At 71.6% G+C, this 22,022-nt stretch carries 18 protein-coding genes and 1 tRNA gene; 14 read left to right on the forward strand and 5 right to left on the reverse strand.

Features of this window, described 5'->3' with window-relative positions:
* Positions 1-130: 130 nt before the first annotated feature.
* Positions 131-1,879 (reverse strand): class I adenylate-forming enzyme family protein, encoded by a 1,749-nt coding sequence (locus E0F75_RS38830; protein WP_229315738.1) that lies wholly within the window; start codon positions 1,877-1,879, stop codon positions 131-133.
* A 392-nt stretch (positions 1,880-2,271) separates the two neighbouring features.
* Between E0F75_RS38830 and E0F75_RS38835 the strand changes: the two genes are divergently transcribed.
* The 8 genes from E0F75_RS38835 to E0F75_RS38870 all read left to right on the forward strand — a co-directional run bounded on the left by E0F75_RS38835 (position 2,272) and on the right by E0F75_RS38870 (position 9,900).
* Positions 2,272-2,811: a hypothetical protein gene (locus E0F75_RS38835; RefSeq protein ID WP_229315739.1), complete on the forward strand. Its 540-nt coding sequence runs from the start codon at positions 2,272-2,274 to the stop codon at positions 2,809-2,811.
* Between the two features lie 109 nt (positions 2,812-2,920).
* Positions 2,921-3,757 (forward strand): DUF4097 family beta strand repeat-containing protein, encoded by an 837-nt coding sequence (locus E0F75_RS38840; RefSeq protein ID WP_229315741.1) that lies wholly within the window; start codon positions 2,921-2,923, stop codon positions 3,755-3,757.
* A 169-nt stretch (positions 3,758-3,926) separates the two neighbouring features.
* Complete coding sequence (locus tag E0F75_RS38845) at positions 3,927-4,388, forward strand: hypothetical protein (protein WP_229315742.1); 462 nt, start codon at positions 3,927-3,929, stop codon at positions 4,386-4,388.
* 272 nt (positions 4,389-4,660) lie between these two features.
* Positions 4,661-6,937 carry an MMPL family transporter gene (locus E0F75_RS38850; RefSeq protein WP_229315744.1) on the forward strand — a complete coding sequence of 759 codons (2,277 nt, stop codon included), beginning with the start codon at positions 4,661-4,663 and terminating at the stop codon, positions 6,935-6,937.
* A 366-nt stretch (positions 6,938-7,303) separates the two neighbouring features.
* Positions 7,304-8,353, forward strand: coding sequence for an ATP-binding cassette domain-containing protein (locus tag E0F75_RS38855; RefSeq protein ID WP_229315746.1), 1,050 nt, complete (start codon positions 7,304-7,306; stop codon positions 8,351-8,353).
* Positions 8,350-9,174 (forward strand): ABC transporter permease, encoded by an 825-nt coding sequence (locus E0F75_RS38860; RefSeq protein ID WP_229315747.1) that lies wholly within the window; start codon positions 8,350-8,352, stop codon positions 9,172-9,174. The genes E0F75_RS38855 and E0F75_RS38860 overlap by 4 nt, the downstream gene beginning before the upstream one ends.
* Positions 9,175-9,302: 128 nt before the next feature.
* Positions 9,303-9,375 (forward strand) — tRNA-Arg (locus E0F75_RS38865).
* 87 nt (positions 9,376-9,462) lie between these two features.
* Positions 9,463-9,900 (forward strand): hypothetical protein, encoded by a 438-nt coding sequence (locus tag E0F75_RS38870; protein ID WP_229315748.1) that lies wholly within the window; start codon positions 9,463-9,465, stop codon positions 9,898-9,900.
* Between the two features lie 13 nt (positions 9,901-9,913).
* On the opposite strand, the gene E0F75_RS38875 is transcribed toward E0F75_RS38870, so the two are convergent.
* Positions 9,914-11,599, reverse strand: a complete 1,686-nt coding sequence (locus E0F75_RS38875; protein ID WP_229315762.1) for an MFS transporter — start codon at positions 11,597-11,599, stop codon at positions 9,914-9,916.
* A 533-nt stretch (positions 11,600-12,132) separates the two neighbouring features.
* Positions 12,133-14,565: a D-alanyl-D-alanine carboxypeptidase family protein gene (locus E0F75_RS38880; protein WP_229315750.1), complete on the reverse strand. Its 2,433-nt coding sequence runs from the start codon at positions 14,563-14,565 to the stop codon at positions 12,133-12,135.
* Between the two features lie 174 nt (positions 14,566-14,739).
* Between E0F75_RS38880 and E0F75_RS38885 the strand changes: the two genes are divergently transcribed.
* The 3 genes from E0F75_RS38885 to E0F75_RS38895 all read left to right on the forward strand — a co-directional run bounded on the left by E0F75_RS38885 (position 14,740) and on the right by E0F75_RS38895 (position 16,919).
* Positions 14,740-15,438, forward strand: a complete 699-nt coding sequence (locus tag E0F75_RS38885; protein WP_229315752.1) for a GPP34 family phosphoprotein — start codon at positions 14,740-14,742, stop codon at positions 15,436-15,438.
* 215 nt (positions 15,439-15,653) lie between these two features.
* Complete coding sequence (locus tag E0F75_RS38890; RefSeq protein ID WP_229315753.1) at positions 15,654-16,514, forward strand: helix-turn-helix transcriptional regulator; 861 nt, start codon at positions 15,654-15,656, stop codon at positions 16,512-16,514.
* Positions 16,515-16,718: 204 nt separating this feature from the next.
* Positions 16,719-16,919: a DUF397 domain-containing protein gene (locus E0F75_RS38895; RefSeq protein WP_229315754.1), complete on the forward strand. Its 201-nt coding sequence runs from the start codon at positions 16,719-16,721 to the stop codon at positions 16,917-16,919.
* A 133-nt stretch (positions 16,920-17,052) separates the two neighbouring features.
* Here the strand turns inward: E0F75_RS38895 and E0F75_RS38900 are convergent, their stop codons facing one another.
* Positions 17,053-17,895 carry a hypothetical protein gene (locus E0F75_RS38900; RefSeq protein WP_229315755.1) on the reverse strand — a complete coding sequence of 281 codons (843 nt, stop codon included), beginning with the start codon at positions 17,893-17,895 and terminating at the stop codon, positions 17,053-17,055.
* A gap of 82 nt (positions 17,896-17,977) precedes the next feature.
* Between E0F75_RS38900 and E0F75_RS38905 the strand changes: the two genes are divergently transcribed.
* Together E0F75_RS38905 and E0F75_RS38910 are read left to right on the forward strand one after the other, a co-directional pair.
* On the forward strand, positions 17,978-18,760 hold the full coding sequence (locus tag E0F75_RS38905; protein ID WP_229315756.1) for an SDR family oxidoreductase: 783 nt from the start codon (positions 17,978-17,980) through the stop codon (positions 18,758-18,760).
* Positions 18,761-18,945: 185 nt separating this feature from the next.
* Positions 18,946-20,490 (forward strand): sodium:solute symporter family protein, encoded by a 1,545-nt coding sequence (locus E0F75_RS38910; RefSeq protein WP_229315757.1) that lies wholly within the window; start codon positions 18,946-18,948, stop codon positions 20,488-20,490.
* A gap of 34 nt (positions 20,491-20,524) precedes the next feature.
* Here the strand turns inward: E0F75_RS38910 and E0F75_RS38915 are convergent, their stop codons facing one another.
* Positions 20,525-21,643, reverse strand: coding sequence for an ADP-ribosylglycohydrolase family protein (locus E0F75_RS38915; protein ID WP_229315758.1), 1,119 nt, complete (start codon positions 21,641-21,643; stop codon positions 20,525-20,527).
* 154 nt (positions 21,644-21,797) lie between these two features.
* Here E0F75_RS38915 and E0F75_RS38920 point away from each other — a divergent pair, with 154 nt between their 5' ends.
* On the forward strand, positions 21,798-21,911 hold the full coding sequence (locus tag E0F75_RS38920) for a tyrosine-protein phosphatase (protein WP_229315760.1): 114 nt from the start codon (positions 21,798-21,800) through the stop codon (positions 21,909-21,911).
* The last annotated feature ends 111 nt before the right edge of the window (positions 21,912-22,022 follow it).

Genomic DNA, 22,022 nt, shown 5'->3' on the forward strand with positions numbered 1-22,022 from the left:
GTCGAGGCAGCGCCGGAGCCGAGGCAACTCCGGAGTCGAAGCAGCCCCTGAGTCGAGGCAACCCCGCATTCGAAGCAGCCACGCATTCGAAGCAACTCCGGAGTCGAAGCAGCCCCTGACTCGATTCGCCTCACGTGCCGCTGGTCGGGCCGCCCTGCCGGCCGACCCGCAGGCTGCCCCGCAGCTCCCGCTTGAGGAGCTTCCCGGTCGGGTTCCGCGGCAGTTCTTCCTCGCGTACGAGGACATGGGCGGGCACCTTGAAGGCGGCGAGGCGCGCACCCACGTGGGTGCGCAGCTCGTCGACGCCGACGGCGGCGCCCGGCCGCAGCCGGACGACGGCCGCGACCTCCTCGCCCAGAAGCGGGTGCGGTACGCCGAGGACGGCGGCGTCGACGACGTCCGGGTGCTGCTGCAGCACGTCCTCGACCTCGACGCAGTACACGTTCTCGCCGCCCCGGATGACCATGTCGGTGAGCCGGTCGACGATGGCGACCCGCCCGTCCGGGTCCACGCGCGCGAGGTCCCCGGTCCGGAACCAGCCGTCCTCGGAGAACGCCGCGCGGGTCGCCTCCTCGTTGCCCCAGTAGCCGCGGACGAGGGACTGCCCGCGCAGCCACAGCTCGCCGACGCCCTCGGCGTCGGGCCGGTCGATCCGCACCTCGGTGACGGGCGTGGGCCGGCCGACGCTGCCGGGGTGGGCGCGGTACTCGGCGCCGACGTTGGACAGGACCCCGCCGCTGGTCTCGGTGAGCCCGTAGCCGTTGCGGGGCTCGAGCCGCTCCCCGTACCCGGCGGTGATCCCGTCGACGATGCCGGGCGGGGCGGCGGCCCCGCCGGTGCTGAGCAGGGTGAGGCTGTCGAGCGGGTCGCCGGTGGCGCGGGCGAGGTCGAGCAGCTGGAGGGCGGTGGTGGGGACGCCCGCGTAGTGGGTGACGCGGTGCTCCCGGATCAGTTCGAGGGCCCGGCCGGCGTCCCACTTCCGCATCATGACCAGGGTGCCGCCGGCCGCCATCACCCCGTAGAAGGAGGTGAACGCGGCCACGTGGAAGAAGGGGAACGTGGTCAGCGACACGGGTACGGGCCCCGTCCCGGGCACGTCCCCGCGCGCGAGGGCCGCGGCGGCGGCGAAGTACCGCGGGTTCATGGCGGCGCCGGCCTGCGCGAGGTGGGTGGCGACGGCGCCCTTGGGGCGCCCGGTGGTGCCGGAGGTGTAGATGATGGTGGCGTCGTGCTCGGGCAGGACGTCGACGAGGGGCGGCCCGAGGTGCGGATCGGCGTCGGGGACGTACGGCACGAAGCCGGTCGCTCCGGGAGCGCCCTCGCGCTCCCCGTCCGTCCGGTCCGTTCGGTCCGCCTTGTCCGCCCCGCTCGCCCCGTCCGCCCCGCTCGCTCCGTCCGTCCCGTCCGCCCCGTCCGCCCCGTGGAAGACGATCCCGGGCACGTGGTTCCGGGCGGCCCACTCCCGTACGCGCCCGACCCGCTCCCCGTCGACGAGCAGCACCGCGGGAGCGCAGTCGTCGAGGGCGTACGTGAACTCGTCCTCGGTCCACCAGGCGTTGAGCGGTACGGCGACGAGACCGGCGAGCTGGGCGGCCCAGAAGGCGACCTGCCACTCGGGGTGGTTCCGCATGGCGACCACGGCCCGGTCCCCCGGCCGCAGCCCGTACTCCCCGACGAGCCGCCGGGCGAGCCCGCAGGCTGCGTCGAAGAACTCGCGGTAGGTCGTCCGCCCGTCCTCGGACACGAGGAACACCCGGTCGCCGTAGCCCCAGACGACCTCGACGAACTCCCGCAGCGTGCGGGGCCCGGAGGCGTACACCCCGTCCTCGACGGCGAAGGGAGCCCCGTCCGCAGTGAGCCGCTCGTCTCCACCTGGCACCGCCACCGCACAACCCCCTGAGCATCCGCTCGTCGTCCCAGCGCGGCGACGCTATGCGCACCCCCGAACCGGGTCAACCCCGGCGGCCCGCCACGAGGCGCTCACCGCGAGGCGCTCGCCGCGAGCGGCAGCGGTACGGGCGACACTGCCCGGCCCGAGCCGCCCGGCCCGACCCGACCCCGCCCGACCCGACCCGACCCGACCCGACCCGACCCGACCCCGCCCGACCCGACCCGACCCGACCCGACCCGACCCGACCCGACCCGACCCGGCCCGGCCCGGCCCGGCATCGCGGCCATCGTGGCGCCAACCCGGCAACACTCTGGCGCAGCGTGGCGCACTATGGCGCCAGATGACTTGCAATGGCGCCACGATGGTGCCACTATTGCGTCATGGACCTCACCCCGTACGTGGACAATCTCCGCCATGAGCTCGGCGTGGCCGCCCAGGCGGGCGGCGACGAAGCCCGCGCCCTGGCGGACCGACTCACCGGACAGCTCGAGTCGGCCGCCCGGCTGACCCTGCTCAACGCCCTGTCCGACGCGATGGACGAGATCACCCGCGACCTCGCGCCCGGCTCGGTCGATCTGCGGCTGCGCGGCCTGAACCCCGAGTTCGTGGTGACCGCGCCGCCCACCGCCGACCTCTTCGAGGAGGCCGAGACCGCGCTGCCGGCCCCGCCGCCCCCGGTCACGACCCCCGTGGAGGGCGAGGACGGCGCCACCTCCCGCATCAACTTCCGGCCGCCGGCCCAGCTCAAGATCCGGGTCGAGGAGGCCGCGAGCCGCGAGGGACTCTCGGTCAACGCCTGGCTCGTCCGGGCCGTGGCCGCGGCTCTCGAGCCGGGCAGCGCGGCGGGCCGCACCACCCGCAAGGGCACGACGGGCGTGGGTCCCGCCGTCGGCCAGGGCTTCACCGGTTGGGTCCGCTAGCCGCCCGCACTGCCCGCGCCCGGCACCACCGGGGCCCGCACACATCACTGCCGCACCGAGGCACGTCACCCCGGCACTTACCTCTCCTCAGTCAAAGGACGGCACAGCCATGCCTACGTTCGACACCCCCGCACCCCTCTCCGCCACCATCGAGATCGAGATCGGGCGGGCCCGGATCGTCGCGGGCAAGCGCACCGACACCGTCGTCGAGGTGACGCCGAGCGACCCCGGCGACAAGCTCGACGTCCAGGCCGCCGCCGAGACCAACGTGACCTGCACGGGTGGAAAGCTGCTGGTCAAGGGCCCCAGGAAGCGCTCGCTCTTCGGCAAGATCGGTGCGGTCGACGTGACCGTCGAACTGCCCGCCGGCTCGGATCTGACCTGCAAGACGGGCCTCGGCGAGCTGATCGGCGAGGGCCTGTTCGGGAACTGCCGCCTCACCACCGCCGCCGGGGACATCCAGCTGGACGAGGCCGCGGCCGTACGGCTGAAGACCTCGCACGGCGACATCCTGGTCGACAGCACGACCGGCGAGACCGAGATCCACGGCTCCGGCCGGGTGCGGATCGGCCGGATCGACGGATCGGCGACGATCCGCAACCTCAACGGCGAGACCACGGTCGGCGAGATCACCGGCGAGCTGCAGGTGAACTCGTCCAACGGACCCATCGGCGTGGGCCGTACGGAGTCCTCGGTCACCGCCAAGACCGCCAGCGGCGCCATCCGCCTCGGCGAGGTCGTCCGCGGCCGGATCACGCTCGACTCCGCCGCCGGCGGCCTCGAAGTCGGCATCGCCGAGGGGACCGCGGCCTGGCTCGACGTACGGTCCACGGCCGGCCGCGTACGCAACGAACTGGGTGCGGCGGAGGGCCCGGGCCAGTCCGAGGAGACCGTCGAGGTCCGCGGCCGCACGAGTGTCGGCGACATCGTCATCCGCCGCGCGTAAAACACCCGGAACAACGAACCGAGGGGGGGACGGAAGCCCGATGGAACGCGGACCACAGACCAGCACCACCGGCACTCCCGGCGCTCCTGGCGCCCCCGGCGCCACCGGTGCTCCCCGCACCACCGGCGCTCCTGGCGCCCCCGGCGCCTTAGCCTCCTTCGTTCGCTTCGTGATATTCGGCGGCGGAGTCGGCCTCGCGTCCAGCGCGGCCGTCGCCCTGCTCGCCGCCCTCCTGCCGTTCGCCCTCGCCAACGCGCTGGTCACCGTCGTCTCGACGATCCTCGCGACCGAGCTGCACGCCCGCTTCACCTTCGCGTCGGGGCTCCGGCCCTCCGCCGGACGCGGCCTGCTGCGCTGCGGCCTCCGCCACCACCTGCAGTCCGCCGGAACGGCCGCCGCCGCCTTCTCCGTGACCACCCTCGCGGTGCTCGTCCTGCACGCGATCGAGAGCACCCCCGGTCTCGCCGTCGAGCAGACCGTCTACCTCTCCGCCTCGGGCCTCGCCGGCGTCGGCCGCTTCCTGGCACTGCGCCTGTACGTCTTCGCCACGGCCCGCAAGCAGCCCGTGCCGGTCACCCTCGACCTCCACCGGGCCCCGACGCGACGCGAATTGCTCACCACCGCGTCCTGACCCGACCGGGAGCGGCGGCGATCCAGGCCGCTCGACCCCGCACCACGCGGGCCGCTCGCGCACCGCACTTCTCCCACACCTCTCGCGCCCCGCAGGCGCACCCACCCCGCACCCATCCCGTATCGCCCCCGCGCCGCCATGGCGCCATGTCGTGCTGCCTGCTGCCCCACCGACCTGGGCACGCGACCCACGCACCCCCGGGCCGCGACCCCACTCGCCCGCTCACCCCGCTCACCCCGCCCGACCGCCAACCACCCAACGGGAGCCCCACCGTGGCTACGTTCCTCTCCAAACTGGGCCGCCTCGCCTTCCGCCGCAAGGGGGTCACGCTGCTGCTCTGGCTGCTGGCCTTCGTCGGCATGGGCGTCGCCGCCTCGTCCGCGCCGACGCCGCCCGCCGACACGTTCTCGATGCCGGGCACCGAGTCGCAGGAGGCCTTCGACCTGCTGACCGAGAAGTTCCCCGACGCGAGCGTCGACGGCGCCACCGCCCGGGTCGTCGTCCGCGCCCCCGGGGGCACGAAGATCACGACACCCTCGACGCGCACCGAGGTCGAGCGTCTCGTCGCCGGGCTGGGGACATCGTCCCCGCAGGTGGTGGCCGTCGCCGACCCGTACAGGTCCCCCGCCGTCAGCATCAGCGAGGACGGGACGACCGCCTACCTGGTGGTGACGTACAAGGTCCCCGCGGCAGAGGTCGACGACAAGGCGCACGACGCGCTCGACGCCGCCACCGAGCGGGCCCGCGAGGCGGGTCTCACCGTCGAGGCCGGGGGTGACGCCGTGAAGATCGAGCAGGCCATGGGCGGCACGGGCGAGCAGATCGGCATCCTGGTCTCCGCGTTCGTCCTCGTCCTGACCTTCGGCTCGATGATCGCGGCCGGAATGCCGCTGATCACCGCGCTGATCGGGGTCGGCATCGGTATCTCGGGCATCACGGCCCTCGGCTCCACCTTCGGCCTCTCCGGCACCACGTCGACCCTCGCGATGATGATCGGCCTCGCGGTCGGCATCGACTACGCGCTGTTCATCGTGTCCCGTTTCCGCGCCGAGCGGGCCGAGGGACGGACGCCCGAGGAGGCCGCGGGACGGGCCGTCGGCACCGCCGGCTCGGCCGTCGTCTTCGCCGGTCTCACCGTCATCGTCGCCCTCGCCGGGCTCGCCGTCGTGAACATCCCGATGCTCACCAAGATGGGCCTCGCCGCGGCCGGCACCGTCGCCGTCGCCGTACTCGTCGCGATCACGCTGGTCCCCGCCCTGCTCGGCCTCGCACCGGTCAAGGTGATGGCCCGCAAGGGACGCCTGCGGTACGCCGTGAAGCCGCTGTCGGACCGTCAGCGCCGCAGGGCCGCCAAGCACGAGGCGAAGCTCGCCCGGAAGACGAAGCCCAACCTGGGCACCCGCTGGGCCCGTTACGTCCTGCGCCACCCCGTGGTCGTCCTGCTCGTCGGCGTGATCGGCCTCGGCACCATCGCCGTACCGGCCGCGAGCCTGGAGCTCGGTCTGCCGGGCGAGGGCCAGATGTCGACGCAGACGACCCAGCGCAAGGCGTACGACCTGCTCTCGGAGTCCTTCGGGCCCGGCTTCAACGGCCCGCTGATGGTCACGGTGCAGACCAGGTCCACCGACAGCACCAAGGCCGCGGACGCCAGGACGGCGGGCGACGAGATCGGCAAGGCCCTCGCGAAGACCCCCGGCGTGGCCTCGGTCTCGCCGGCCACCGCCAACAAGGCGGGCGACACCGCGATCCTCACCGTCGTCCCCACCACCGGCCCGACCGAGAAGAAGACCGAGGAACTGGTCCACGCCCTCCGCGACACCGCCGACGGCCTGGAGCGGAGCACCGCGTCGCGGATCCTCGTCACCGGCCAGACGGCCATGTTCATCGACTTCTCGCAGACCCTCGACGACGCGCTCCTGCCCTATCTGGCGCTGGTCGTGGGGCTCGCCTTCCTCCTCCTGATGGTGGTCTTCCGCTCCGTCCTGGTCCCGCTGAAGGCGGCCCTCGGGTTCCTGCTCTCGGTGGCGGCGGCGCTCGGCGCGGTCGTGGCGGTCTTCCAGTGGGGCTGGCTGGCCGACGTCTTCGGCATCGACGCGCCGGGCCCGATCATGAGCACGATGCCGATCTTCATGATCGGCGTGGTCTTCGGCCTCGCGATGGACTACGAGGTCTTCCTGGTCAGCCGGATGCGCGAGTCGTACGCCCACGGTGCCCGCCCGGGCGAGGCGGTCGTCGACGGCTTCCGCTACGGCGGCCGGGTGGTCGGCGCGGCCGCGGTCATCATGATGAGCGTCTTCTCCGGCTTCATCGTGGAGGACAACGACTTCGTGAAGATGATCGGCTTCGCCCTCGCGATCGCGGTGCTCTTCGACGCCTTCGTGGTCCGGATGGCGATCGTGCCGGCGCTCTTCGCCCTGCTCGGCAGGTCCGCCTGGTGGCTGCCGAAGTGGCTGGACCGGATCCTGCCCCGCGTGGACGTGGAGGGCGAGAAGCTCGCCGAGACGCAGTCGGCGCCACGCTCGCCGCGGGAGAGCACCCTGGTCGGCTGAGCACCGACAGCAGGCGCCCCATGGCACCGGCCCACCCAGGCCGGCGCCATGGGGCGCCTTTCGTCTGCACGGGGCCGTCCCGCCAAAAACGCAGGTCAGAACAGCACGGCGCCACATGGCGACACAAAGACACAGACATGGCGCCACAATGACTCGACATGGCGCCATCGGTGTGCCACGATGATGGCGCAAGCACGGCACGGAATGGCGCCAAACAAACGCCACTCCATCACCGGCGCAGACACGAACCGCCACAGCTCAACCCGGCCCCACAGCTCAACCCAGCCCCACCACTTAGCCCAGCCCACCCGCTCAGCCAGCCCAGCCCAGCCCCCGCCCTTCCCAGAAGAGAAAGGCCCGCAGCCCATGAGCACCACGAACCACCCCACGCACGCGGCCACCGCAGCGGCCACCGCGGCCCCCGGCACGCGCTCCACGGCGATCTCCGCGACCGGCCTGCGCAAGTCGTACGGCGACAAGGTGGTGCTCGACGGCATCGACCTGCGGATCCCGGAGGGCACGATCTTCGCCCTGCTCGGCCCCAACGGCGCGGGCAAGACGACGACGGTCGAGATCCTCTCCACCCTGATCACGGCCGACGGGGGCGAGGCCCGGATCGCGGGCCACGACGTGAAGGCCGACGCCGACTCGGTACGCACCCTGATCGGCGTCACCGGCCAGTTCGCCGCCGTCGACGGGCTGCTGACCGCCGAGGAGAACCTGCACCTCATGGCCGACCTCTACCACCTGAGCCGCAGCGAGGGCCGGCGCCGTACCGCCGAGCTCCTGGAGCGGTTCGACCTGACCGAGGCGGCCCGCAAGAACGTCGCCACCTTCTCCGGCGGCATGCGCCGCAAGCTGGACCTGGCGATGACGCTGGTCGGCCGGCCGCGGATCATCTTCCTCGACGAGCCGACCACCGGCCTCGACCCGCGCAGCCGCCGCGACATGTGGGAACTGATCCGGGACCTGGTCACGGAGCAGGGCGTGACGATCTTCCTCACCACGCAGTACCTGGAGGAGGCCGACCACCTCGCCGACCGCATCGCGGTGCTCGACCACGGCAGGCTCGTCGCCGAAGGCACGGCGGAGGAGCTGAAGCGGCTGATCCCCGGCGGCCATGTGCGCGTCCAGTTCGCCGACGAGACCCACCTCGCCACGGCGGCGGCGGTCTTCGGCATCGCCACCGTCGACAACGAGGCGCTCGCGCTGCAGATCCCCAGCGACGGCTCGGTCACCAACCTCCGCGCCATCCTCGACGCCCTGGACAGCACCGGGGTTCAGGCGGAGTCGCTCACCGTGCACACCCCCGACCTGGACGACGTCTTCCTCACCCTCACGGGCAAGCAGAACGCCCCCACCGTCCCCGCCCCGTCCACCGCCACCACCACCACTCAGAAGGAGTCGACCCGATGAGCACCGCGACCCTCGCCCCGGCCAAGCCGGCCAAGCCCACCCGCTCGTACGCCCTGCGCGACTCCCTGACGATGCTGCGCCGCAACATCAAGCACATGCAGCGCTACCCGTCGATGACGATCTCGATCCTCGTCATGCCGCTCCTGATGCTGCTGCTCTTCGTCTACGTCTTCGGCGGCGCGCTCGGCGCCGGCATCGGGGCGGGCGGCGACCGCGGCGACTACATCAACTACCTGGTGCCCGGCATCATCCTGATGGCCGCGACCTCGGGGGCCGTGGCGACGGCCGTGTCGGTCTGCACCGACATGACCGAGGGCATCGTCAACCGCTTCCGCACGATGTCGATCTCCCGCGGCTCCATCCTCACGGGCCACGTCATGGGCAGCGTCCTCCAGGTCGCCGTGGTCCTGGTCCTGGTCACCGGCGTCTCCCTGGCGATCGGCTTCAGGCCCGACGCCTCGGTCGTCGAGTGGGCGGCCGCCGCGGGCCTGCTCCTCTTCCTCGCCTTCGGCATGGCCTGGCTGTCCGCCGCGATGGGCATGGGCGCCAAGACCGTCGAGTCCGCGAGCAACGCCCCGCTGCCGCTGACCTTCCTGCCCTTCCTCGGCAGCGCGGTCGTCCCCCCGGAGTCCATGCCGACGGCCCTGCGCTGGTTCGCCGAGTACCAGCCCTTCACCCCGATCAACGAGACCCTGCGCGGCCTCCTGCTCGGCACGGACATCGGCAACGCCGGCTGGATCGCCCTGGCCTGGTGCACGGCCCTGGCCGCCCTCGGCTACTTCTGGTCCCGCGCGGTCTTCAACCGCGAGGTAACCCGCTGACCCCACCGGCCGCCCCAACGGCCGACCACCAGCGGAGGGCGGCCCCGGGAACGACCCCGGTGCCGCCCTCCACAACACCCCATCACCTCAGCACGCCCCCACGACCGTCCGCTACGCTGTCTCCGTCCGCCTTCGTAGCTCAGGGGATAGAGCACCGCTCTCCTAAAGCGGGTGTCGCAGGTTCGAATCCTGCCGGGGGCACAGACGAGAAGACCATCCGGTGATGTCACCGGGTGGTCTTCGTCGTGTCAGCCGCATGTGTCCCGTAGCCGACCGAAGGTAGGCGTCATGAGCTTGTTGCCGTTCGTCGATGAGCATGTCGTCGTCGTGGACGCCGGGGTCGAGGAGTTGTGGCCGCGGTTGCTGGTGAAGGTCGGGCGGTCTCTTTCCACCGGGGGTGGGGCGCGGTACGCGCGGGTCGTCGGGGCCGTTCCGCGGGAGAGCGGCGGGGTCCGGCCGCTCGGTGCGGGGTCGGAGTTTCCCGGGTTCCGGGTCGCCCGGCTCGTGCCGGGGCGGGAGCTGGCGCTGGAGGGGCGGCACCGGTTCTCCTCGTACAGCCTTGTCTTCCGGGTCGAGGAGCCGGCGGGCGGGCGCTGTCGGCTGCGTGCCGAGACCCGTGCCGTCTTTCCCGGGGCGGCGGGGCGGGTCTACCGGGCGCTCGTCATCGGGAGCGGCGGGCACGCGTTCGCCATGCGGCGGCTGCTGGCCGGTTACCGGCAGCCGTGACGCGGCGTCCGGCTCAGCGGAGTTCTTCCGGGCAGGGTGTGCCCCGGGACAGCTTGTACGGGGCCGCCAGGCGGTAGACGCCGGCCTTCGGGGCGACCAGTTGCGTCCATTCGTCGCCCTCCACGTCCGCCTCCGTCTTGAAGAGGCAGCCCTCCTCGTTGGCGAAGACCTTCGGGATCTCGGTGTCCGACTCCTCGCGGGCCAGCTTCGACGCCTCCGTCTCCTGCGGAGGTTCGATCTTGCCGCCGTTCTCGTCCACCAGGGCCAGCCACGGCGAGTACGGGACGCGGATGAGGACCCGGCCGGGGGTCTCGACGCGGATCACGACCTCGTTCTCCTCCGCGCTCTGCACCACCGCCGGCGGGTCCGCGAGGGGCGTCGGGTTCGCGACCTCGTACAGGCGCCAGTTCTCATCCGACCACACCTGCTTCAGGTACGGCAGGCCCTCGCCGACCAGCTCCGCCTCCTGCTCCGCGCCCGAGTCGGGCGCGCCCGTCGGCAGCACCACGTAGTGGACGGCCCAGCGGTGGAGCCACTCCTCGTAGTTCACGGAGTTCAGCGTGTCGTCGTAGAAGAGCGGGTTGCGCTCCATGTCCGCCTGGCGGTTCCAGCCCCGCGCCAGGTTGATGTACGGGCTCAGCGCCGAGGACTCCCGGTGGCTCGACGCCGGTACGACCTCCACCCGCGCCTTGCGCGCGTCCCGCACCTGGAGCTGGTTGATCAGCGGCGCGAGCTCGCGCGCCCAGGAGGCGTCCGGGGCCGTACGGATCACGTCGTCGACGCCCTTGAAGCCGATCCAGAAGTTCAGGCCGACGAAGGCCAGCACCAGCGCGTACCAGCGGCGTGAGCGCGGCGCCGTGTACGGCAGGGCCGCCAGCAGCACGACGCCCGCGAAGAGCATCGGGAGCCGCGAGATGTTCGAGCCGATCTGCGAGTCGATCAGCCAGGTGAGCAGCGTGCCGATCGTGTACACCGCCGCGGCGGTGCGGACCGTCCGCCAGTCCTTCGGGACGAGGAGGAAGGTCAGCACTCCGAACAGCAGCGGCAGCGCCGTCGACCCGAAGGCCATCGGCTGCGTGCCCGAGAAGGGGAACAGCCACGAGGACAGGGCCACGACCGCCACCGGGGCCAGACCCAGCGCGTACGCGCCCGGCCGCCGGCGGTTCAGGAACAGCGCCGCCGCCGCGACCCCCAGGAACAGACCCGCCACCGGACTGCACGCCGTCGCCAGACCGGCGAGCGGCGCCGCCACCGCGGCCTTCGCCCAGCGCTTGCGGCGCCAGCGGTGCGGCCAGCAGAACACCGCCGCGACCGCGCCGGCCGCGAACATCATGCCGAGACCGAAGGTCACCCGCCCCGACAGGGCGTTGCAGAGGAACGCGAAGACGGCCGCGATCGAGCACGCGAGCGGATTGCGGACCGCCCGCACCCGCACCAGGATCAGCGCGGTCAGCCCCGCCGACAGCGTCCCCGCGACCATCATCGTGCTGCGCACACCGAGCATCGACATCAGGTACGGCGACACGACGCTGTACGACACCGGGTGCATCCCGCCGTACCAGGCCAGGTTGTACGCGGAGTCGGGGTGCCGGCCGACGAACTCGGCCCACGCGTCCTGCGCCGCCAGGTCGCCGCCGCTGTTCGCGAAGAAGAAGAACCACAGGATGTGGGTGACGGCCGCGAGGCCGGTGGCCGCCAGGACCGTGTAGCGGCGCTTCCGCCGCGGGGCCGGGGCCGGGGCGGTGGACGCCGGGGCCGGCCGCTGCGCCGGAAGCACTATTCGCGGGAGCGAATCACGAGACGCGTCGGATTCCGCGTGGGATCCTCCGGCGCCGGAGTCGCCATCGCCATCCGCACGGGCCTCGGTACCGGCCTCGGTACGGGCGCCGGTACGGCCGTCGGCATGGTCGGAGTCAGGGGCTGAGTCCGCGCGGTCGGCGCGTGTCGGCTCGGCGGTGGTCACTGCGGCCCTTTCCCGTGCTGCCCGTCTCGCTTCTCTCGCGTGTGTCACGCGTCGTACTCGTCCCCGGGAAGACGCTAACAGCTGGGCCCCCCGGAGAACCCGGGGAGCCCGGCCGAGCGGGTGGCCGCTCTGCCGGGCGGGTGGCCACCCTGTCGGCCCGGTCCGGGTGCCGGGCCAAGCCGAGCGCCGGGCCGGGCCGGGTGCCGGTCCAAGCCGAGCGCCGATCCGGGCCGAGCGCCGATGCGCGTAACCGCCCGGCCCCGAGCGGCTCAGCCCACGCGCGTCAGCCTCTTGTCGAAGCCGGGCTCCGCCATGTCCTTCTGGAGCGCGACCGGGGAGCTGACCTTGCCCGCGCCCGTGCCGATCGACACCTGGCCGACGATGTCGCCCGCCTTGCCGGTGTGCGGAACGGCCTTGCCGCCGTTCGTCAGCGCCAGCTTCACCTGGAGGCCCGGCCAGCCGATCGCCTTGAGCTCCTTCGTCGCCACGACCGGCGTCCGGCCGCCGAGGCCGTCGTCGATGTAGCCGAGGACCTGGCCCTTGCGGACCACGGCCGCCGAGGTGACGTCCTTCTGGGCCTGCTGGATCAGCTTGTAGCTGTTGTCGATGGCGAGCTGGAGCTTCTCGCCGAGCTGCTCCGCGTCCTTCGCACCCATCACGATGCCGAGGATGCGCCGGTTCTGGCCGTCGACGACGGTGTTCGCCGACCAGAGCAGATTGCCGCCCGCCGGGGTCGAGGAGCCGGTCTTGATGCCGCTCACACCCGGCTTGAGCAGGATGTTGTTGTTGTTCTCGATCCGGCCGGGGATGCCGTCCACCGTCAGGTTCGGCATGTTCACGATCTCGCGGAACACGTCGTACTGCATGACCGCCTTCGCCAGCTTCAGCTGGTCCTGCGGGGTCGACACGGTGCTGTCGAGCAGACCCGACGGGTCGGTGTACGTGGACTGGGTCATCCCCAGTTCCTTCGCGGCGGCGTTCATCTTCTCGACGAACGCGGCCTCCGAACCGGCGTCCCAGCGCGCGAGCAGCCGGGCCACGTTGTTCGCGGAGGGGATCATCAGGAGCTCCAGGAGCTCCTTCTCCGAGTACGTCTGGCCCTTCTGGACCGCCGCCGTCGACTCGTGCTCCGCCTTGCCCTGATCGGCGGCCTTCTGGTCGATCTCGATCTCGGGGCCCTTCTGGCTCCCCTTGAGCGGGTGGTCGCGGAGGATCACGTACGCCGTCATCGTCTTCGTGACGCTCGCGATCGGGGCCGGCTTCTGCGCCCCGTACGTCCCCATGGATCCGACGCCCTCGACCTCGACGGCGCCCTGTCCCTCGGTGGGGAACGGCAGCTTCAGCTCGCCGCCGCCGAAGGTGAACGTCGGCGCGGCCGACAGCGTCAGCACGGGGGCCGGCAGCGGGCGGACCATCTGCACGATCGCAAAGACGATCAGGACCAGCAGGACCAGCGGGGTCCAGATCCGCACCCGGCGCACGGTCGTCCGCAGCGGGGTCGGCGGCGGGGGCGGGGTGTTCGTCAGCTCGGCGAGCAGGTCGAGCGGGGGCAGCGGCGGGAGCGGCTGCTGCCGCGTCCGCTCCGCCTCGGCGAACGCGGGTGCGGGTGCCGACGCGGGTGCGGGTGCCGACGCGAACGGCGCCTTCGGCTGTACGGGGGCGGAGGCGGCGGGCTTGGGAGCCTCGGGCGCCTTGGGAACCGCTGGGGCCGCCTGGGCCTTCTGCTCGGCCGGGATGTCCGCCCGCAGCGGCAGGAAGGTGCTGGTGCGCTCGCTGTCGGCGTCCCCGGCGCTCGTACCCGTGCCGGTGCCGGTGCCGGTGCCGGTCAGGGAGGACGGGAGCTTCAGCGCGGTCGTGGGCTGGTCCACGGGCAGCCGGACGGCCTTGAACATGGTCGTCGGCTGGTCGACCGGCTCGTCGTCGACGTCGTCGGAGTCGTCATCGGATTCGGCAACGTCTGAGGGAGCGTCGGAGGGCTCCTCGGCCGCGGGCTTCGCGTCCGCCGCGCGCTTCGCGTCCGCCGCCGACTTCCGCGCCGCCGCGAACCAGGATTCCGCGGAGGACTCCGTGGAGGGCTTCTCCGTGGAAGACTCCGTGGTCGCCTTCGCCTCGGCGGGCTCCTCGTCGGAGTCGTCGTCCGTCTCGTCGTCCGTCTCGTCGTCCGAGTCGTTCTCGTCGGACTCGGACTCGGGCTCGACCTCGGCCTCGTCGTCCTCCGGCTCGGTGTCGGTGTCGGTGTCGGCCTCGGCGGGCTCGTCCGCCTCCGCCTCGCCCTCGTCCGACTCCTCGGCCTCCCCGGACGCCTCGGGCGCGTCCTCCGACTCCGCCTCCGGCTCCTCCGCCGTCGCCACCCACGCCGCCACCGCGGCCTTCAGGCGGTCGCTCCCGGGCTCCGGAGCCTTCGCTGGCTCCGACGGCTCCGTCTGCTCCGTCTGCTCCGTCTGCTCCGGCGTGGCCGCCGGTGCGTCGTCCTCCGGGGTCCGCGGCGCCAGCGTCTTGAAGACGGCCGTCGGCTGGTCCAGCTGGACCGCCGAAGCCGAAGACGTCGCAACCGAAGCCGCCGACGAGGCGTCCGACTCATGGAGCACGGAAAGCCGAGGATCCCTGCCGCCGCCGCCCGAGGCCGTCGTCTCCTGAGACGACCCCTGCTGCTCCGCCTTGTCGGGGGACTCGCCCGCCACCGTGCCTCCTCCATGCGTCATGCGTACGTACGGACCATGTACCGGTCCGTGTACCAGTGTCCTGTGTGAACCCCTTGGCCCCCGTGCTAGACGAGAACGACATACCTACTGGTTCCCGGATGAACCACCCAGGCACTCTCGACAGATGAATGTGAGAGGGGTCACCCTGTCATTCATCCACGCGGGGAGGCATGGATGGGCAGGAGCCGCAGAACCATTCCGGAGGAGCTTCTGCTGCTCGCTCTGGACCCGACCACGGGTACCACAGCGCAGCCGCAGTCGCTCGACCTCGGCCTGGCCGGTGCACAGCTAGTGGAGCTGGCGCTGGCAGGCCGGATAGCCCCTGACGGGGATCGTATCGCCGTGGTGATGCCACGGCCGACCGGAGATCCGACCTTGGACTCCGCACTGGAGCTGCTGCGCAGGCGTGGCAGTCCGGTTCGGGCCGTCCACTGGATCGGCGGACCCCGACTGGGGCTTCGCCAGACGTATCTCTCGCATCTGGAGCGATGCGGCATGGTGCATGCCGTGGAGGGCCAGATGTGCGGGGTGTTGCCGACGACTCGCTACCAGGCGACGGAGACGGCGATCAGTCGGGAGATCCGTTCCCGGCTGGACAGTGCGATCCGCACCGGCGTACCGCCGGACCCGCGGACCGCGGCGCTTGCCGCGCTGGCCCACGCGGTCGGTCTCGGGAAGCACCTCTACCCCGGCAACGAAGGACGGTCGTCGCGGTCCCGGCTGCGCGATCTGATCAGGCACGACCCGATGGGCGGACTCGTGGCGCACGCCGTGATGGACGTCCAGAACGGCGCGGCGGCACAGCCGCGTCGGAGCGCCGCGGGTGTCCCGGCGCAGCCTCGCGGCAGCATGGCCCGCGCGGCGGCGCACTAGGCACCCCACGCACAGAACAGAACCAACCCGGGAGCCGCACAAGTGTGCGGGGCGGTCTGGACGGCCGCCCCGCACACGCGCGTCCCCGGGCGTCTCCGGCGTTCGGCCGGGCATACGTTGTGGTCATTTTCCAGCGCACACCTGGCCTTTGGTGGCAGTCTGCCAAGCGGTAGACACTCACTGCTACGCAGCAGACAGCCGGAGGTGCAGTTTCCGTGGCGTCCAACGTCAACCCCACCGTCAGGCGACGCCGATTGGGCCAGGAGCTGCGCAAGCTCCGGGAAGCGAAGAACATGACGGCCGAGCAGGTCGCCGAGCGTCTTCTCGTTTCCCAGTCCAAGATCAGCCGGCTGGAGAACGGCCGCCGCTCCATCAGTCAGCGCGATGTGCGCGACCTGTGCGGTGTGTACGAGGTCGAGGACGAGCGCATGGTCGACTCGCTCATGCAGATGGCCAAGGACTCGCGCCAGCAGGGCTGGTGGCACGCCTTCGGCGACATCCCGTACAGCGTCTACATCGGTCTGGAGACCGACGCGGAGAGCCTGCGGATGTACGAGCCGCAGATCATCCCCGGGCTGCTCCAGACGCACGCGTACGCGGAGGCGGTCATCACCGGCGCGCTGCCGGAGTCGACGCCCGCGGACATCGACAAGCGGGTCACGGTCCGCACCCGCCGCCAGGAACGCATCCGGGACGAGGAGCGTCCGCTGCGTCTGTGGGCGGTCATCGACGAGGGCGCGCTGCACCGGATCGTCGGCAGCAGGCAGCTGATGGTGGAGCAGCTGGAGCACCTCATCGAGCAGTCGCACCTGCCGCACGTCACCGTGCAGGTGATCCCGTTCGAGATGGGCGCGCACCCCGGGATCAGCGGGCAGTACTCGATCCTGGAGTTCCCGGACACGTCCGACTCCAGCGTCGTCTACATCGAGGGCGTGACGAGCGATCTGTATCTGGAGAAGGCGCAGGACGTCGGCAAGTACAGCGTCATGTACGAGCACCTCAGGGCGCAGGCGCTGAACGTCGAGCAGACCCGTGACTTCATCTCGGAGATGGTGAAGAAGCACGCCAGGGGCTGAGCCGAAAAGCGCTGTCGCACGGGTCCGAAAAACAGCGGGGCGGGTACGGTACACGGCGTACTCGCTCCCACGGAAGCCCAGTTGGAATATGCCACTCGGACGTGTGAACGCCGGTCCCGTCGGACGGGACCGGCGAGTAGCGTCGATCACGCCGGCAAGAACGTTGGCGCGACACATCCACTGGCAGAACCGGAGCTGAGCAGCATGGCGATTATTCAGGGTGGCACCGACACCTGGACGAAGTCCTCGTACTCCGGAGGGAACGGGGCCTGCGTCGAAGTGAAGTCCCCCCTCGTGACCGCGATCGCGGTGCGCGACTCCAAGGCCCCCGAGGGTCCCTCCCTCTCTTTCGGACCGGGATCGTGGAACGCCTTCGTCGGCAAGGTGAGCAACGGGGCCCTCTGAGCCCCGTCGCTCAAGCCGTCAGCGCAGGCAACACCCGTAGTACACGCACCACACGCACCACCAGCAGTACGAAAGAGCCCTCTCGACCGGTCCGCCGTCCTGGCCGAGGGGGCTCGGCCTGTGCCCGGATCGGTCAACGCAGTCGGTCCACGTACAGGTCCGTCCCCGGCACCGTCGGGATGAAGGGCGCCACCAGTTCCACCCGGCCGGCCGCGTCCCCACCCGCACCCAGCGACTCCAGGTCCCCGAAGTGCTCGGTCCAGCACTCCCTCGGGTCCTGTTCCAGGAACCACAGCAGGGTCAGCCGGGTGTCGACTCCCTCGACCTGCTTCACGTACGTCATGCGGTCGCCGGGCAGCGGGGTCGGGCGGAAGATCGTGACCATCGCCGCCGGTGAGCCGGCGAGCCGGCGGGGCAGTTCCCTGGTCCGCAGCCGTTCGAGGAGGGCCGCGCGCTCCTCCGGGCCCTCCGTGTCGACGACCTGGAGGATCAGCCCCGCGTAGGGGTGGTCGAGGGCGTGGAAGTCGCGCGGGCCGGCCGCCCCGTCGCGGTAGACGGTCGCCTCGTGGTCCTGGAACGCGGTGAAGACGTGGGTCCGTTCCTGGTGGACGCGGGCGTCGCGGTTGAGCCGCTTGTTGATGCCGACGGTCCACTTCATGTGGTCGTCGTAGCGGCCCTCGGTGATCCAGTACGTGGAGAGGTAGCAGCCCGCGGTGACGGGCCGGGCGACGGCGGACTTCTCCGGGACGCGCAGCTCCTGGAGTTCGCGGGTGGCGACCCAGCGGCGGCCCGCGTACATCCAGGGCATGGCCATGGCGCCGGCGTAGTAGTGGTCGTCCTCGTACCAGCGGTTGTACGCGTACTCGTGGCCCGGATGCGGCTCGACCATGGTGATCAGCGCGTGGCCGGGCCGCACCCCGTACGGGCCGACGGACGCCAGCTCCGCGTACGTCTCGCTGCGGGTCTCCTCGCTCATCCTCGTTCCCCTTCCCTTGTCGGCGACTCGGCCCTACTCTGACGGACCGTCAGATCGATGAACAGGCCCAGGGAGGACCCGGATGCTGCTCCAGGGGAAGACCGTCGTCGTGTCGGGCGTCGGCGCGGGGCTCGGCCATCGCATCGCCGAGACGGTCGTACGGGACGGGGGCAACGCGGTCCTCGGCGCCCGCACCGAGGCCAACCTCGCCAAGTCCGCCGCCGAGATCGACCCGGAGGGGCGCCGTACCGCCCACCGGGCCACCGACATCACCGACGAGGCACAGTGCGAGGCCCTCGCCGCCCTCGCGACCGAGCGTTTCGGCGGGATCGACGCGGTGGTCCACGTCGCCGCCTGGGACTCCTACTTCGGCGGCCTGGAAGACGCCGACTTCGCGACCTGGCAGGGCGTCCTGGACGTCAATCTGCTCGGGACCCTGCGGATGACCCGGGCCTGCCTGCCGGCGCTCAAGGCCCGCGGGGGCTCGGTGGTCCTGATCGGTACGCAGTCGGCGGTGGCCGCGCCCACGCAGGTGCGGCAGGCGGCGTACGCGGCCTCGAAGGGGGCGCTGACCTCGGCGATGTACTCGCTCGCGCACGAGCTCGGGCCGCATCGCATCCGGGTCAACACCGTGCTGCCCGGCTGGATGTGGGGTCCGCCGGTGCAGGCCTTCGTCCAGTTCACCGCGCACACCGAGAAGGTCCCGGAGGCGGAGGTGCTCGCCCGGCTCACCGAGCGGATGGCGCTTCCGGAGCTCGCGACGGACGGGGACGTGGCGGAGGCCGCGGCCTTCCTCGCCTCGGACCGGGCGCGGGCGATCACGGGTCAGTCCCTCCTGGTCAACGCCGGGGAGCTGATGCGCTGATACCCGCAGGAACCTTCTGATTCCCCGCCGATTCCACTCGGGGAAAGTTCATGGACATGAACAAGGGTCAGTAAACAGAACGATTTTACTGTCCCTTGACCCTCCATTGCATTGTCCCTGCCTTGCAACTCGCCACACCATGAACGGCGTTCACAAGGCGGACCAGAACCCCTGGAGGGGGCTCCATGAACAGTCTCGACTGGGCCGTGCTCATCGGCTATTTCGGCGTGATGGTCGCGATCGGTGTCTGGTCCCACAAGCGGGTGGACACCGTCTCCGACTTCTTCACGGCCGGCGGCCGGATGCCCTGGTGGCTCTCCGGCATCTCCCACCACATGTCGGGCTACAGCGCGGTGATGTTCACCGGGTACGCGGGCATCGCCTTCACCTACGGCGTCACGTCCTACGTCACCTGGTCCTTCCCCATCGCGATCGGCATCGCCATCGGCGCGAGCCTCTTCGCGCCCCGGCTCAACCGGCTGCGCTCCCGCCTCAAGGTGGCCTCCCCGCTCGAATACCTCAAGGACCGCTACAACCTCCCCACCCAGCAGGCCCTCGCCTGGTCCGGCGTCCTGCTGAAGATCGTCGACGTGGGCGCCAAGTGGGCCGCCATCGCCACGCTGCTCTCCGTCTTCACCGGCATCTCCCTCAACCAGGGCATCCTCATCACCGGTGTGGTCACCGGCATCTACTGCACCGTCGGCGGGCTCTGGGCCGACGCCCTCACCGAACTCGGCCAGTTCGTCATCCAGCTCCTCGCCGGCGTCGCCATGCTCGTCGCCGTCCTCGGCAAGCTCGGCGGCTTCAGCGCGCTGTGGACCGTGTGGGACCGGCCCGAGCTCCAAGGCCACACCGCGCCGACGGCCGGCCCGTACACGCTGACCTTCCTCCTCGCGTACCTCTTCATCAAGACCTTCGAGTACAGCGGCGGCATGTGGAACCAGGCCCAGCGCTACATGGCCACCCCCAACGCCCGCGAGGCCACCCGCTCCGGCCGGCTCTCCGCGGCGCTCTGGTTCGTCTGGCCGCTGGTCCTCTTCTTCCCCATGTGGGTCGCACCGCTGCTCGTCGACCCGAAGAAGCCCGACGCCTCCGACTCGTACGCCCTGATGACCGAGCAGCTGCTGCCGCACGGCCTCCTGGGCCTCGTCGTCGTCGGCTTCTTCTCGCACACCATGGCCATGTGCTCCTCCGACGCCAACGCCATCGCCGCCGTCTTCACCCGTGACATCGCCCCCGCCCTCAGCAAGGCCGCCCGGGGCTGGAGCCAGAAGGCGGGGCTGGTCGCCGCGCGCTGGTCGACGATCGCCTTCCTCGCGCTGTCGATGGCCATCGCCACCCAGGTCAACTCCCCCACCTTCAAGGACATCATCACCGTCGTCATCAAGTGGGTCGCCGGACTCATGGGGCCGATCGCGATCCCCTTCATGCTCGGCCTGCTCCGCACCTTCCGGAAGTCCGGCCCGACCGCGGCGCTCGTCTCCTGGGCCGCCGGACTCTTCGTCTTCTGGCTCACCAACTACGGCCTCGACGGCATCGAGCTCCAGATCCAGATCGTCTCGCCGCTCGCCACGTCCCTCGTCCTGTACGTGCTCATCGGCTTCGTCAGGCCCGAGGACACCCCGGAGCGGGACGCGCTCCTCGCCCGGATCGGCACGGACCCGGACGACGAGAGCGGCGCCGCGATCCCCGCACAGGGCGGCGAGCGCGCCGATCAGCCCCTCGGGTAAGGCGCGCCTCAACCCGTGGGACAACCCGCGCCGATCAGCCCCTCGGGTAGCGCGCCAGCCAGCCCGGCGACGACTCCGTGGGGCCGTGCAGGGCGGCCCCCTGCGTCATCTCCATCGAGAAGTCGTCCGCGAGCTCCAGGACCGTCGCGCGGCCCTCCAGTTCGGCCAGCCAGGCCGGCGGGAGGGCCGTCTCGCCGTGCAGGGCGCCGAGCAGCGCGCCCGTGAGCGCCCCGGTCACCGCCGACGGCCCGTCGTGGTTCACCGCGAGCCGCAGCCCGTGCCGTACGTCCTCGCCGACCAGGGCGCAGTACACGGCCGCCGCCAGCTGCCCCTCCGCCCGGTCCTCGGCCGCCCCGAGGGCGGCCACCCGCTCCGGATCCGGAACCCCTTCCCGTACGGCTCCGAGGGCGCGGCCCAGCGCCTCGGTGACCGGCTCGTGGCCGGCGCGCGCCGCCAGCTGCCCGAGGGCCCGGTCGACGGCCGCCTCCACGGAGCCGCCGCGCGCGAGGCCGTGGACGACGACCGCGAAGGCGCCGGCGGCGAGGCCGGCCGCCGGGGCACCGTGGGTCTGCGCGGCGCACTCCACGGCGAGCTGGCAGACGAGCTGCGGCTCCCAGCCGACGAGCAGACCGAAGGGGGCGGAGCGGACGACGGCGCCGGAGTCGGCGGCCTCCGGGTTCTTGGGCCTGTCGAGGGTGCCGAGGATCTCGTCGCCGAGACCGGTGAGGCAGGCGCGGGACGGATTGCGGCGGGCGTAGAGCCATTCCTCGCGGGCGAGCCAGCCGTTGTCCTTGCGGCGCTCGTCGGGGCCCCAGTCGCGCTGGGTGGCGGCCCAGCGCAGATGCGCCCGGTGGACGTCGGTGGGCGGGTGCCAGGCGCCGGTGTCGCGGCGGACCTGGGCGCGGATCAGGCCGTCGACGGTGAAGAGCCCCATCTGGGTGGCGGCGGTGACGGCGCCGCGGCGGCCGAACGCGGGCGCGGGCTCGCCGAGTCCGTCAGGTCCGTGGGCGTCCCTGATCTCGGCGAGGGTGAGCCCCTCGACGCCCGCGCCCAGGGCGTCGCCGAGGGCTCCACCGAGCAGACAGCCCCGTACGCGGGCGCGGAAGTCCTGCTGCTCGGCACGGCCCCACACGACCGCGGCTGTCGTGGCCACGACGTGCCCTCCCCCCGTAGACCGGTCTGCGCAGCACTGTAATGGACCGGGTACGTCCGTTCGGAGGCCGGAACGTTATGTAATCCGAAGCCCTTGAGTCCACTTTTGACCGCAGTTCACCCGAGGTTGGGGCATGACGTGAACGATCCGCGTCATGAACCCCGTGACACGAGTCAAGGACGGCTCCTTCCGCGGTTACCTGCGGAAGGGCCTCGGCATCGACGACCGGGAGCTCAAGGAGCTGAAGAAGGACCTGCTGGTCGGCTGACCCCTGACCCCGCTACTCCTGCGGAAGGACCGGCAGCAGTTCCGGGAGGTGTCCGTCCGACGCCCTTGCCGTGCGCTGTCGCTCGTCCGGTACTTGGCCGTAGAGGGTGGT

The organism is Streptomyces sp. CB02980 (assembly GCF_014451325.2).
Lineage (GTDB): Bacteria > Actinomycetota > Actinomycetes > Streptomycetales > Streptomycetaceae > Streptomyces.